General features: G+C 74.7%; 15 protein-coding genes. 12 read left to right on the top strand and 3 right to left on the bottom strand.

The window, feature by feature from the left end; all coding sequences use genetic code 11:
* Window positions 1-7: 7 nt before the first annotated feature.
* Window positions 8-781 carry an SAM-dependent methyltransferase gene (locus KBX43_RS29085; RefSeq protein WP_064448364.1) on the bottom strand — a complete coding sequence of 258 codons (774 nt, stop codon included), beginning with the start codon at window positions 779-781 and terminating at the stop codon, window positions 8-10.
* Window positions 782-896: 115 nt separating this feature from the next.
* Between KBX43_RS29085 and KBX43_RS29080 the strand changes: the two genes are divergently transcribed.
* Window positions 897-1,379, top strand: a complete 483-nt coding sequence (locus tag KBX43_RS29080; protein WP_043330744.1) for a hypothetical protein — start codon at window positions 897-899, stop codon at window positions 1,377-1,379.
* On the opposite strand, the gene KBX43_RS29075 is transcribed toward KBX43_RS29080, so the two are convergent.
* Both KBX43_RS29075 and KBX43_RS29070 read right to left on the bottom strand, forming a co-directional pair.
* A complete protein-coding gene (locus KBX43_RS29075) occupies window positions 1,352-3,727 on the bottom strand; it encodes a glycoside hydrolase family 65 protein (RefSeq protein ID WP_210888334.1) in 2,376 nt (791 codons plus the stop codon). The two genes, KBX43_RS29080 and KBX43_RS29075, sit on opposite strands and share 28 nt — an antisense overlap.
* Before the next feature lie 108 nt (window positions 3,728-3,835).
* Window positions 3,836-4,612 (bottom strand): prepilin peptidase, encoded by a 777-nt coding sequence (locus tag KBX43_RS29070; RefSeq protein ID WP_210888332.1) that lies wholly within the window; start codon window positions 4,610-4,612, stop codon window positions 3,836-3,838.
* Between the two features lie 558 nt (window positions 4,613-5,170).
* On the opposite strand from KBX43_RS29070, the gene KBX43_RS29065 reads away from it, so the two are divergent.
* The 11 genes from KBX43_RS29065 to KBX43_RS29015 all read left to right on the top strand — a co-directional run.
* Window positions 5,171-5,737: a hypothetical protein gene (locus KBX43_RS29065; protein WP_210888330.1), complete on the top strand. Its 567-nt coding sequence runs from the start codon at window positions 5,171-5,173 to the stop codon at window positions 5,735-5,737.
* Window positions 5,731-6,684, top strand: coding sequence for a hypothetical protein (locus KBX43_RS29060; protein ID WP_043327505.1), 954 nt, complete (start codon window positions 5,731-5,733; stop codon window positions 6,682-6,684). Before KBX43_RS29065 ends, KBX43_RS29060 begins: the two co-directional genes overlap by 7 nt.
* Complete coding sequence (locus KBX43_RS29055; RefSeq protein WP_210888328.1) at window positions 6,681-7,346, top strand: SAF domain-containing protein; 666 nt, start codon at window positions 6,681-6,683, stop codon at window positions 7,344-7,346. The genes KBX43_RS29060 and KBX43_RS29055 overlap by 4 nt, the downstream gene beginning before the upstream one ends.
* Window positions 7,346-8,179, top strand: a complete 834-nt coding sequence (locus KBX43_RS29050) for a hypothetical protein (protein ID WP_043327507.1) — start codon at window positions 7,346-7,348, stop codon at window positions 8,177-8,179. The genes KBX43_RS29055 and KBX43_RS29050 overlap by 1 nt, the downstream gene beginning before the upstream one ends.
* Complete coding sequence (locus KBX43_RS29045; protein ID WP_030500636.1) at window positions 8,169-9,707, top strand: CpaF family protein; 1,539 nt, start codon at window positions 8,169-8,171, stop codon at window positions 9,705-9,707. Before KBX43_RS29050 ends, KBX43_RS29045 begins: the two co-directional genes overlap by 11 nt.
* Entirely contained in the window at window positions 9,650-10,603 is a 954-nt protein-coding gene (locus tag KBX43_RS29040) for a type II secretion system F family protein (protein WP_374226032.1), read from the top strand. Before KBX43_RS29045 ends, KBX43_RS29040 begins: the two co-directional genes overlap by 58 nt.
* A 14-nt stretch (window positions 10,604-10,617) precedes the next feature.
* The gene (locus tag KBX43_RS29035) at window positions 10,618-11,463 is read left to right on the top strand and encodes a type II secretion system F family protein (RefSeq protein WP_124779077.1); all 846 of its coding nucleotides are present in this window, start codon (window positions 10,618-10,620) and stop codon (window positions 11,461-11,463) included.
* 23 nt (window positions 11,464-11,486) lie between these two features.
* Window positions 11,487-11,696: a hypothetical protein gene (locus KBX43_RS29030; RefSeq protein WP_013283462.1), complete on the top strand. Its 210-nt coding sequence runs from the start codon at window positions 11,487-11,489 to the stop codon at window positions 11,694-11,696.
* Complete coding sequence (locus tag KBX43_RS29025; protein WP_104113534.1) at window positions 11,696-12,178, top strand: TadE family protein; 483 nt, start codon at window positions 11,696-11,698, stop codon at window positions 12,176-12,178. The genes KBX43_RS29030 and KBX43_RS29025 overlap by 1 nt, the downstream gene beginning before the upstream one ends.
* A complete protein-coding gene (locus KBX43_RS29020; protein ID WP_043327510.1) occupies window positions 12,175-12,648 on the top strand; it encodes a TadE/TadG family type IV pilus assembly protein in 474 nt (157 codons plus the stop codon). The genes KBX43_RS29025 and KBX43_RS29020 overlap by 4 nt, the downstream gene beginning before the upstream one ends.
* The coding region (locus tag KBX43_RS29015; protein ID WP_210888326.1) for a hypothetical protein at window positions 12,645-12,966 on the top strand (322 nt) is incomplete at its 3' end. The genes KBX43_RS29020 and KBX43_RS29015, both read left to right, overlap by 4 nt.

Here is a 12,966-nt window from a genome sequence, read left to right as displayed (position 1 = left end):
TCCCGCCTCAGCGGCGCACGCCCACCCCGCCGTAGCCGTGCGACACCGCGGCCTGCGGCTCGCCGTCGGGCCGCCAGTCCGCCACCTTGACCAGGCCCGGATCGACGAGCTCGTACCCGTCGAGGAAGCGGGCCACCTCGTCGCGGGTGCGGGGCACCAGGGGGGAGCTGCTGCGGCGGTAGATCGCGGTGCCCTGCTCGGTGGGCAGCGTCGGCAGGCCGTCCAGCGTGAGGTGGGACAGCGCGAGCACGCTGCCCGGCACTGTGGCGTCGCGCAGCGTCGCCACCGCCGCGTACGGGTCGTCGGCGTCCGGCACGAAGTGCAGCACCGCTAACAGCAGCACCGCCACCGGCTCGCTCAGGTCGATGGTGGCCCGCAGCGTCGGGTCGGCCAGCAACTCGCCGGGCCGCCGCAGGTCACCCCGGAGCACCACGGTGCGGCCGTCGGTGGGCAGCAACCGCCGGGCGTACGCGACCGCCACCTCGTCGTGGTCGACGTAGACCACCCGGGCGTCGGGGCGGATCGCGCGCACCACCTCGTGCACGTTGCCCTGCGTGGGCAGGCCGGCGCCGATGTCGAGGAACTGGCGAATCCCCTGCTCGGCGGCCCACCGCACGACCCGGCGCAGGAACGCGCGGTTGCTCTGCGCGGCGACGCCGGTGTCCGGGAAGATCCTCAGGACCTCCTCGGCGGCGGCCCGGTCGGCGGCGAAGTTGTGGCAGCCGCCCAGGTAGTAGTCGTACATCCGGGCGACATTGGGTCGGTTCTCAGCCTCCGTCACGCCTCGATGTCTAGCACTCTGCGCGACACACCGCTGACCCGTCGTGTCGACGATCCGGCCGATCCCGCCGTCCACCTGGTACGACGGTGGGACACGCCGTCGCGAGGAGGTACCGATGACAGGTGGACGGGAGACAGTGGAGGTCGAGCCGGCGGTGTTCCGCGCCGTCTACGACTCGCCCGCGTCGCTGCCCGGGCGGCACCGCTGGACCACCCCGGAGGCGGACGTACGCCGGCTGGAGAAGCTGCTGAACATGCCGGCGCGCAGCATCGGCGCTCCGCTGTGGGTCAGCGGCGACGAGCCGGACTGCCCGAAGTGCGGGCGGCGGCCGACCTGGTACGACATCGTCGCGTCCGCGCTGCACGGCGTGCACGACCGCACGATGATCGCCCGGGTGATCCTCGGCGAACGCAAGTACGTGAACACCGAGGTGCCGGACGCGATCCCGGGCGTCCACTGTGCCGACTGCCGCACCCCGATCACCGGGTTGCGCAGCTTCAAGTGCCACAACTGGGCGTACGCTTTCGAGGCGCTGGAGGAGGTCGTCGCCCGGATGTCCGGCCTGCCGGCTCAGTCGTCGCCGCCCGCCGCCTCCTGAGCGCGCCGTTCCGGACGGCGGCCGGGCGGAGCCTGCGGCTCCGGGCCGGGGTCGGGCACCGGCGGCATCGGCCGGGTGACCGGCCCGTCGCCGGTGACCCGGAGCTGTTCGCCGTGGTGCCACAGCTCGACCGCGTCGCCCGGACCGGCGTCCGGCAGCTCGTAACGGGCCTCCCGCGCGGTGAGCGTGACCCGCAGCCGGTGCCCGTGCCGGCGCAGGTGGAACACCAGCCGGGTGATCCGCCCCGGTAGCCGCGGCTCGAACGCGAGCACGCCCCGGTCGTCGCGCAGCCCGCCGAAGCCCTGCGCCACCACCAGCCAGGCGCCGGCCAGGGACGCCAGGTGCAGCCCGTCGGCGGTCTTGTCGCCCAGGTCGGCGAGGTCCTGCAGCGCGGTCTCGGCGAACAGGTCGTACGCCAGGTCGAGGTGCCCGACCTCGGCGGCGAGGATCGCCTGCGCGGACGCCGACAGCGACGAGTCCCGGACGGTCCGCGCCTCGTAGTAGGCGACGTTGCGCGTCTTCTCCTCGGCGGTGAACTCCCCCGGGCAGCGCAGCATGGCCAGCACCAGATCGGCCTGCTTGACCACCTGCTTGCGGTACAGCTCCTGGTAGGGGAAGTGCAGCAGCAGCGGATAGTCGTCCTCGCCGGTGCCGGCGAAGTCCCACTCCGGCTGCGCGGTGAACCCGGCCGACTGCTCGTGCACGCCGCGCTTGCCGTCGTACGGGACGAACATGGCGTCGGCGGCGGCCCGCCAGCCGGCCACCTCGGCGGCGTCGACACCGAGCCGGGCGGCCACCTCGGGCCAGTCCTCGGCGGCGTCGGCGGCGCCGCGCAGGTTGCGCCGGGCCATCAGGTTCGTGAAGACGTTGTCGTCGACCAGCGCGGAGTACTCGTCCGGGCCGGTGACGCCGGTCAGGTGGAACGCGCCGGCGTCGTCGAAGTGGCCGTAGCCGTGCCACAGCCGGGCGGTCTCGATCAGCACCTCGGCGCCGCACTCGGCGAGGAACGCGGTGTCGCCGGTGGCCGCGACGTACCGCAGGATCGCGTCCGCGATGTCCGCGTTGACGTGCAGGCCCGCGCTGCCGGCCGGCCAGTAGCCGGAGCACTCCCGGCCGCTGAGCGTCCGCCACGGATAGGTGGCGCCGGCCAGGCGCAGCTCGGCCGCACGCTCGCGGGCCTCGGGCAGGTGGGCGTGCCGCCAGCGCAGCGCCGAGCGGGCCAGCTCCGGCGCCAGGTACGTCAGCACCGGCAGCACGTAGCCCTCGGTGTCCCAGAGCACGTGCCCGTCGTAGCCGTTGCCGGTCAGCCCCTTCGCCGGGATGGTCCGGGCCCCGTCGGCGCGCCCCGACTGGAGCAGGTGGAACACCGAGAACCGCACCGCGAGCTGCAGCTCCGGGTCACCGTCCAGCTCGACGTCGGCGGTGGCCCACGCGGCATCCAGCGCGGCGCGCTGCTCGGCGAGCAGGGCGTCGAACCCGTCGGCCCGGGCCGCGTCCGCCTCCGCGACGACCAGGTCGGCCAGCTCACCGGGCGGGGTGCCGTCGACCTCCGCCCACTCGTACGCGGCGAACCGGGTGACCCGGATCCGCTCGCCCTGGCGTACCGGACCGGACAGCGCCAGCCGGAACCGGTCGGCGGTCAGCTCGGTGCCGGTGGCGATCTCGTCGGGTGCCTCGACCCGGTGCGCGACGGCGACGGCGACCCGCTGCCCGCTGCGCCCGGTCCGGTGCACGAGCACCCCGTCGAGGCCGTCGTCGCGGCGGATCTCGCCGGTGAGCGGGTCGTGGATCACCGAGGCGGCCCGGGGGTCGTCGGCACGTTCCGGCACCCGCTGGTTGGCGAGCAGGTCGGCGCCGATCCGCAGCCGTACCGGCTCGTCCAGCGGTTCGACAGCCCAGTCGACGGCGGCGACCGGACGGCGGGTCAGCGAGACCAGGCGGGTGCTGCGGATCCGGACACCCCGGCCACCCGGCGAGACCCATTCGGTCTCCCGCCGGACCACCCCGGCGCGCAGGTCCAGCTCCTGGTGGTGCCGCCGGATCGTGCCGGTGCGCAGGTCCAGCGGCTCGTCGCCCACCCAGAGCCGGATCAGGGCCGCGTTGGGCGCGCTGATCACCGTGTCGCTGCGTTCCGGGAACGCGTACCCGCTCTCCGGGTAGCTCAGCTCGTGCTGCTCGTGGAACCCGTTGAGGTAGCTGCCCGGCATGCCGCACGGCTCGCCCTCGTCGAGCGTCCCGCGCCAGCCCACCCAGCCGTTGGCGAGCGCGAAGACCGACTCGGTCTCGCCCAGCCGGTCCAGGTCCGCGCTGGTACGCCGGATCCGCCAACCGTCGTCGCCGTGCGACACGTGCCCTCCCGAGTCCGAAGCCTGGACCGCCACCGAACCAGACCCGGCTGGGAGGCGGCTGGGACCCCGATACCCGTGGCGACCCCGCCCGCACCTGCGGGTGGCCGATCACACGGTGACGAGCACCATCGTGGCGGCGGTGCCGAGCACCAGGAACGGCCCGAACGGCAGGTGCCCCGACCAGCGGACCCGCCGGGCGGCGAGCAGCGCCACCCCGGTCGCCCCGGCGAGGAGGAGCGCGAGCACCAGCCCGGCCACCAGCACCGGCCAGCCGTACCAGCCGAGCAGCGCGCCCGCGCCGAGCGCCAGCTTGGCGTCGCCGAGGCCGAAACCGCGCCGCCCGAGCAGCAGCGTGGTCGCGGCGAAGCCGCCGCCGAGCGCCAGAGCGGCGGCTGTGGCGCGGATCCACGGGTCCGCGCCCGTGCCGGTCAGCGCGGCCACCCCGAGCAGCGCCCACGCGCCGGCCGCGGCCGGCCAGGTGAGCCGGTCGGGCAGCCGGTGCGCCATCGCGTCCACGATCGTCATCGGCACCGCCCAGAGCAGCCACCAGGCGAGCGCCAGGCGCGCGGCGGGCACGCCGCCGGCAAGCACCGGCACGGCGACCGCCACGAGCAGCGCCACCTCGACCACGGCCGGGGCCGCGCCGACCCGGGCCCGGCAGGCCGGGCACCGGGCCGCGGGGCCGAGCGCCGGCAGTGGCCGGTCCAGCCCGATCGGGGCGGCGCAGCCGTCGCACGCCGTCCGGTCCGGACAATCCGGGGGTACGGCGTAACGCGCCACCGCCAGCCGGAGCAGCGGTACGACCGCGAGGGCGGCCAGCAGCCGGACGACCGGACGGCGGACCTCGGCCACCGGTCCGGTACGCCGTACCCGTTCAGTGGTCACGCCGGCTCCCCCGTCCGGTCGCCGTATGTTCCATGGTGGAGCACGCAGAGTGATTTCTCGTTCGCGCTGATGTGACGGGGGAGCCCGCAGCGGCGTGCGGCGCGACGCGCGACCGGCCGGGACCGACCGCGGTGTGAGCCCTATCGAACCGGCGGGACGGATCGGACGAGCGGCCCGCTCCCCACCCATACCGGCGGCTCGTCGCCACCGCCACGGCGGGTACGGGTGAGCACACGCCCGCCGGCCCGGAGCCCACCGGAAGCCCGCTCGTCATCGTGACGACACACACCGGCCACCACCTCCCGTCTTCACTCACCGTGTTCACGTGAATTGCCTCTGTTGCATCGGCGGACGTGAGCTTATGCTCGCCCCTTGGGTACGACGCAACCCCCGATCAATTGGCGTCGGAGGAGTCAGGGCACAGAATCCGCAGCTATCAGTACAGGTCAATACGAGTGGCGGCGACGGGGGCCCGGAGCGACAGTTCCGGGTGCGCTTCCGCATGCCCGGAGCGGGTCGGCGTGATCGCCCCGGGCCGGCACCGAGGAGGGATCGGCGTTGCGCACACGGCAATCCCGCCGATGGGAAATCTACCTGCTCAGCCTCGCGCTGGCGGTCGGCGCGGCCGGCTGCGGCACCGAGCCGGAGGCGGCCAACCGACCGCTCACCGGCCGCGCCACCGCCCCCGCCACCCATTCCGCCGAGGCGGAGAAAGAAGCCGAAAAGGCGGCGCTTGCCGCGTATTCCGGCTATCTCGACGCGTCCCGGGCGGCGAGCGCCCGAAGCGATCCGTCCCATCCCGCTCTGGCCCGTTTTCTGGCTGATCCGCTGCTGACCCGGGTGCGAATGGCAATTCTCGACGCGAAGGAGCACGGCGCGATGCGTACCGGGAAACTGGTCTCCGACCCCACAGTGGTCTCAGTCGACCTGACCGCCCGCCCACCCACCGTCGAGATCCAGGACTGCCTGGACGCGAGCGGCTACCGGCTCGTCTACGCCAAGGACCGCAAGGCCGTGCCGGGCACCCGCGGCGGGCGCTACCTCGCCACCGCCACAGCGGCCCGCTTCCCGGACGGCCGGTGGCTGATCAACGGCGGCGCCGCACATCAGGACCAGCCGTGCTGACCTGGGGAGGAAGGGGTGTCCCGGCCCGCCCGCCCCGGGCCGGGACGCTCCGCCGGGTGCTGCTCGCCGCCGGCCTCGCCGCGCTGCTGACGCTCACCGGCGCGCCCGCGCGTGCCGCCGACCCCGGTGGCTCGTGCCCGCCGGAACAGACCGACTGCGACGTGTGGGACGACGACCCCGGCACCCCGGGCGGCCCGGGCGGGCCGGGCGGCGGGGACAACGGCGGTGGCGGCAACGGCGGCGGCGCGCCGAAGTGCCAGTGGAACGGCCGCGTCATCCCCTGCTACAACGAGACGCTCGGCTGGTTCAACAACGCCGACGGCTGCTACTACAAGCTCGCCGAGCCGCAGGACGAGGCGCCCCCCGGCAAGCAGTGGTACCAGCTCACCTGCAACGGCGGCGACACCAGCCCGGGCAGCATGCGCCAGGAACTCCTGGACGCCCCGCCGCCCGGCTACGGCGCCCCGCCGGACCCGGAGGAGCTGGCCCGGCGCGCGCTGGCCTCGATCTCGCTGCTCCCGCCCCGGGCCTCGGTCGCGCCCCGGCGCAGTCAGGGACCCGGCCTGGTCGGGCTGCCGGTCTGGATGTGGGCCAGCCCGGGCGAGGCGTACTTCGGGCCGCTGAGCGCCTCCGCCTCCGACCGCGGGCTGACCGTGAGGATCACGGCGAAGGTGGACCGGATCGTCTGGCACATGTCCGACGACATCGACGTCACCTGCCACGGACCGGGCACACCGTACCGGGCCGACGGGCCGCGGGCCGGCTTGACCTCGCCCGACTGCGGTCTCGACGCCGGCTATCCGAAGGCCGACACCTACCAGGTCAGCGCCACCACGTTCTGGACCGTCGAGTGGTCCGGCGGCGGGGAGAGCGGCGTGATCGCCCAGAGCCGGTCCAGCGGCGTCATCCCGGTACAGATCAACGAGCTTCAGGTGGTGACCCGATGAGTGTGGTGACAGCCCGCAACGGAACCCCGATGGAGGCGCCGGTCGCGCCGCCGAAGGTGGTCCGGCAGCGACGTGTCCGGCCCGGCCTGCTCGGCCTGGCGATCCTGCTGATCGCCCTCGGCGGGCTCGGCGCGGCGTTCGCGGTCACCTCGGTGCGCTCCACCGGCACGTACCTGGCCGTGGCCCGGCCGGTCGACGTGGGCCGGCAACTCACAGCCGACGACCTGGTGCCGGTGCGCGTCTCCGGCGGGCGGGAACTCCAGCCGGTGCCGGCCGACCGGATGGACGAGGTGCTGGGACTGCGGGCGGCCGTCCGGCTCACCCCGGGCACGCTGCTCACCGAGGCGCAGCTCACCGAGGCCCCGCTGCTCGGCGCCGGCCAGCAGCAGATCGCTCTCGGGCTGGAACCCGAGCAGGTGCCGGCCCGCAAGCTGAACCCCGGCGACAAGGTGCTGCTGGTCAGCACACCGAGCAACGCCACGAACGGCTCCGACGCGTCCCGTGCCGGCGGAACCCGGTTCGAGGGCACCGTGATCGACACCGCCACGCCGCAGAACGGCGACGTGGTGGTCTACCTGGCGCTGACCGTGCGGGACGTGCCGGCGGTCGTGGCGCTCGCCGCCGCCGACCGGATCGCGCTCGTGCTCACCGAGGCGGCCTGATGGCGATCATCGCCCTGGTCTCGGCGAAGGGATCGCCGGGCGTCACCACCGCGGCGCTCGCCGCCGCGCTGAGCTGGCACCGGCGGCTCGTGCTGGCCGAGTGCGACCCGGCGGGCGGCTCGATCCTCGCCGGCTACCTCGGCGGGGCCCTGGACGGCCCGCGCGGCATCGGTGAGCTGGCGGTGGGCGAGCTGCGCGACGGCAGCCTGGAGCACACGTTCTGGTCCCAGCTGGTCGACCTGGACGCGCCCCGGCGCGAGCGGCTGCTGCTGCCCGGCGTGGTGGACCCGGCCCAGGCCGGCAGCGTGATCCCGCTGTGGCAGCGCTTCGCCGACTACTTCACCGGGCTGGAGCGCGGCGAACCGCCGTACGACGTGCTCGTCGACTGTGGCCGGCTCGCCGTCGGCGGTCCACCGTGGCCGCTGCTCCGGGCCGCCACCGTGGTGCTGCTGGTCACCCGCGCGACCCTTCCCGACCTCTCCGCCACCCGGGCCACCGCCCGGGCGATCGAACGGGACCTCACCGAGCACCGCGTACCGCCGGGCACGCTGCGGCTGCTCGTGGTCGGGGACGGGCACGGCACCAGCGAGATCAGCAAGGCGCTGCGGCTGCCGGTGATCGCCCGCCTGCCGCACGACCCGCGTACCGCCGAGGTGCTCGCACACGGCGGCACCGTACGCGCGAACCGGCCGTTGATGCGCGCGGCCGGCGCCCTGGAGGTGCCGGTCCGGGCGCTGCTGGACCGGCGGCGGGCCCGGCTCGCCTGGCCGGGCGCGACCACACCGCGCGCGGTGACCGCCCCGAGCGTGCCGGGGGTGTCCGGTGCGGTTTGAGCCGGTCTCCCACGACCCGCGCGGGCAGCAGCCCGGCGTCGTCTCCACGGTTCCGCCGCTGGCGCCGCCGAACGGGCGGCACCACGTGCCCGGCCCGCTCCCCGCCGCGCCCCCGCCACCGCCGCGCCCCCGGATCGACTTCGCCGTGGTCCGCGAGCTGCGCCGGGAACTGAGCGAACGGCTCACCCACTGGCAGCGCGGCCGCGAGTTCGACGCCGACGCCGAGGAGGTCGAGCGCGCCCGGCTGGCGGTCACCGTGGTCTCCGCGTACGCCGACTCGGTACGCCGGTCCGGCACGCCGATGGCGGCGGACGAGGAACGGCTGCTGCTCGACCAGGTGACAGCCGAACTCGTCGGGCTGGGCCGGCTCCAGACGCTGCTCGTCGACGACAGCATCGAGGAGGTGCACATCCTCGGCTGCGACCAGGTACGCATCACCCGGCACGGCGGCGGCGTCGACTGGGCCGAGCCGATCGCCGAGACCGACGACGAGCTGGTGGAGATCCTCCAGGCGGCGGCCCGCCGGGCGGGTGCCACCGAACGGTCGCTGTCCACCTCGAAGCCCACGCTCGACCTGCAACTGCCCGACGGCAGCCGCCTGGCCGCCGTGTTCCTGGTCAGCCACCGCCCGTACGCGGTGATCCGCAAGCACAACACGCTCGCGGTGAGCCTGGAGGACATCGCGGGCGGCCGGCCCGACCTGGACGAGATGATCGACCCGCTGCTGCGCGACTTCCTGCGCGCGTCCATGCGGGCCGGGCTGAACATCATGGTCGCCGGGCTCGCCGGGGCCGGGAAGACCACTGTCATCCGGGCGCTGATGGACGAGATCCCGGCCGACGAGCCGTACGTGCTGCTGGAGGAGAGCCGGGAACTGCTGCCGGCCCGGCGTGGGCACAAGCACCGGGCGGTGATGAGCTTCGAGTCCCGGGAGGGGCACGGCGAGCGCGGCGCGGACGGACGGCCGGCGGGTGAGGTCAGCATCGCCGACCTGATCCCGGTGTCGCTGCGGATGGGCGTGCTGCGGATCATCGTCGGCGAGGTGCGGTCCCGGGAGATCGTGCCGATGCTCCAGGCGATGACGACGAGCCGGGGCTCGATGTGCACCATCCACGCGCGTACCCCCTCGGGGGTGAGCGAACGCATCATCGAGCTGGCGCTGTCGCACGGCCGGGAGATGACAGTCGACCAGGCCCGCCGGATGGCCGGCAACGCGCTCGACCTGATCGTCTACGTGACTGTCGAGGACGAGACCGCGATCGGCGGGCGCAAGCACCGCTTCGTCTCGCACGTCGAGGAGGTCATCGGCGTCGGCGAAGGCAACCGGATCACCACGACGACCGTCTTCGGCCCCGGGCCGGACGGCCGTGCGGTCCCCCGCCACCTGCCCGAACGCATCCGCGAGCAGTTGCTGCGCGTCGGCTACGACGCCCGGCTGCTCACCCGGTTCGTCGAGGCCGGCGTGGGCGCGTGGCGGCGGCCCCGGCACACCCGCCTCGGGGCACGGCCGAACGGAGGCCCGGCGTGACGCAGATCGAACTGATCGCCCTGGTCTCCGGCGCGGCCTGCGTGGCCGGGCTGGTGCTGGCGGTGGTCGCGCTCGTCGGCACCCGCCGCCCACCGGGCCCGGCCCCGGGCACCGGGCCCGGCCTGAGCCGGCTCTGGACCGGTTCCGGCGCGAGCCGCGCCGACCAGCGCCGCTACCAGCTCCTACTCGGCGCCGCGGTGGTCGCCGGGGCGGCGGCGTTCCTGCTCACCGGGCTGCCGGTGGTCGGCCTGCTGGTGGCGCTCGCGGTGCCGGGCGTGCCGTGGCTGTTCGCGGTCGGCCGGGCCGAGCAGCGGGCCATCGCCCGGGTCGAAGCCGTAGGCGAGTGGACCCGCCGGCTCAAGGACATCTCGGCCACCGGCCAGGGGCTCCAGCAGGCGATCATCGGCACCATCGCCACCGCGCCGGAGGAGATCCAGGAGGAGGTACGCACGCTCGCCGCCCGCCTCCAGGCCGGCTGGCTGGCCCGCTCCGCGCTGCTCGCCTTCGCCGACGAGATCGCCGACCCGGTCGCCGACCAGGTGGTGGCCGCGCTGATCCTGCACCTCACCGACCGGGGTGAGCGCCTCGGCGACGTGCTCGGCTCGATCGCCACCGCCGCCTCGGCCGAGGTGGCGACGCGGCGCGAGGTCGAGGCCAAACGCACCCAGCCCCGGTTCGCGGTCCGCTTCCTCACCGGCATGACGCTGGCGACCCTGGCGTACGGGCTGGTGAACAGCGACTACATCCGTCCCTACGGGACGCTCACCGGTCAGCTCGTGATGGCGGTGCTCGGCGCGGCGTTCGTCGGCCTGCTGGTCTGGGTGCGGTCGATGAGCCAGCCGCCCCGGCCCGCGCGCTTCCTCCCGGCGCCCGATCCGGAGGAGGCAATCGCGTGATCCTCAACTGGCAGATGGCGATCGCGGTCCTCGGCGGGTGCGCGGTCGGGCTCGGGCTGTTCCTGGTGGTACGCGAGGCGCTGCCGGCCACCCCGGCGCTCGGCCCGGCGCTGCGCCGGCTGCACCAGCCGCCCGGCCAGGCCCCGGCCGCCGGCGCCGGACCGGACTGGCTCGGCGGGTTCGCCCGCTGGCTGCGCCCGCCGCACCGGCAGCTCGCCCTGCTCGACCGCACCCCCGAGCAGTACGCGCTGTCGGTGCTGCTCTCCGCGCTCGTCGGGTTCGCCACCCCGGCGGTCGCCTCGGCGGTGCTCTTCGTCGGCGGGGTGGCGCTGCCGCTGGCCGTGCCGGTGGTGGCCAGCCTGGGTCTGGCGCTCGGCGCCGGACTGCTCGCGCACCGCTCGGTCCTCGCCAAGGCCGACGCCGCCCGGGACGAGTTCCGGCAGGCGGTCTGCACCTACCTCGACCTGGTGGCGCTGCAGCTGTCCGCCGCGCACGGCCCGGTGCAGTCGCTGGAACGCGCGGCGGCGGTCTGCGACGGCTGGGTCTTCGACCGGATCCGGGAGGCGCTGCGGCTCGCCCAGCTCCAGATGCACTCGCCCTGGGACGAGTTGCAGGAGCTGGCCGACCGGATCGGCATCCCGGAGCTGGGCGACGTGGGCGCGATCATGCGCTCCTCCGGCAGCGAGGGCGCCCAGGTGCACGAGACGTTGCGGTCCCGTGCCGACTCGCTGCGCGACCAGATCCGTACCGACAACCTGGCCCGGGCCGAGGGGGTCACCAGCAAGTTGGACATCCCCGGCTCACTGCTGGTGTTCGTCCTGCTCGGCTTCGCCGTCTATCCGTTCCTCGCCCGTCTGTGAACCCCATCGAGAAGGAGACGACCATGCACCTCTACGCCTACCTGTACGTGGCGGTGAGCACCCGCCTCGCCGAGCTGCGCCGGGACTCCGAGCGCGGCGACAGCCCGGTGCCGACCGCGGTGATCATCTTCGGCCTGGTCGCGGTGGCCATGGCGGTCACCGGGCTCGCCCTGGCCAAGGCGAACAACTGGATGAACGCCATCCCGAACAACACGGCGCCGCAGGCCCCGTGATGCCCCGCCCCGCCCGTACGGTCCGGAGCCGGCCGGCGCCCGCCGGCCGGCCCGCCGGTCCGCCCGGTCCGGGGCGGATCGCCGCTGCTCTGCGCGCCCGTCTGGCCGAGGGCGAGCGGGGCGCCAATCCGGTCGAGCTGGCCGTGGTGATGCCGGTGATCCTGGTGATGCTGTTCGGCTCGATCCAGGTCGCCGTCTGGTTCGTGGCCCGGTCCACGGCGCTCAACGCCGCGCAGACCGGTGTGAACGCCCAGCGCACGATCGACGCCGGGCCGGACGCCGGCCGGGAGCGGGCGATCAGCTTCCTGCAGCAGTCCGGGGACTGGCTGGTCGACTGGGAGCAGACCGGCCCGACGTGCGTCGAGAGCGCCACCGCCGTCACCTGCACGGTGCAGGGGCGCTCCCTGTCGGTCATCCCGGGTGTCTCGTTCGCGGTCACGCAGACCGCGCACGGCCCGGCCGAACGCTGGACCACCGGATGAGCGCCGGGCCGCGGCGGGACCGGGGTTCCGTCTCGATCGAGGTGGCGGTGCTCGCGCCCGCCTTCATCGGGCTGATGGTGCTGGCCGGGGTCGCCGGGCGGACCGCGATCGCGGACGAGGCGGTGGAGTCGGCCGCGCACGACGCCGCCCGGGCCGCCTCGCTCGCCCGCAACGCCGACGACGGCGCGGAGGCCGCCGAGGAGGCGGCCCGGAACCAGCTCGGCTGGGCGGGGCTGAACTGCTCCGGTCCACCCCAGCTCGACCTCGCGGGCTCGGTGGCCGGTACGACGACGAGCTTCGCCGCCGCGTACGCGAGCGCCGCAGGCGTGCCGGCGACCGTGACGGTCACTGTGACCTGCACCGTCTCCTTCGACGACCTGAGCGCGCCCGGCCTGCCCGGCGTGCCCGGCGGCAAGACCGTCTCGGCGAGGTTCACCTCGCCGCTGGACACCTACCGGAGTCGCGGATGACCGGGCGGCGCGCGGCGGAGAACGGCCGGGTGAGTCTCTTCCTGGCCGTGGCGATGACCGGCGTACTGGCGATCATCAGCCTCGCCTACGACGGCGCCGGCCAGCTGCGCACGCTCCAACGCGCGGACAACCTGGCCGCCGAGGCGGCCCGCGCCGGCGGCCAGATGATCGACCGCGCGCGGGCCATCGAGGGCGGCCCGAAGCAGATCGACCAGGTCGCCGCCCGCGCCGCGGTCGCCGCCTACCTCGACGCGGCGGGCGGCGTCCAGGACCACGAGGTCGACTTCCCCGTGGTCGGCGCCGAGACCCAGATCCGGG

The sequence above is a fragment of the Micromonospora sp. C41 genome, assembly GCF_018070485.1.
GTDB lineage: Bacteria > Actinomycetota > Actinomycetes > Mycobacteriales > Micromonosporaceae > Micromonospora > Micromonospora chalcea.
The sequence above is the reverse complement of the archived record's forward strand: the minus strand, read 5'-3'. Positions and strand labels throughout refer to the sequence as shown.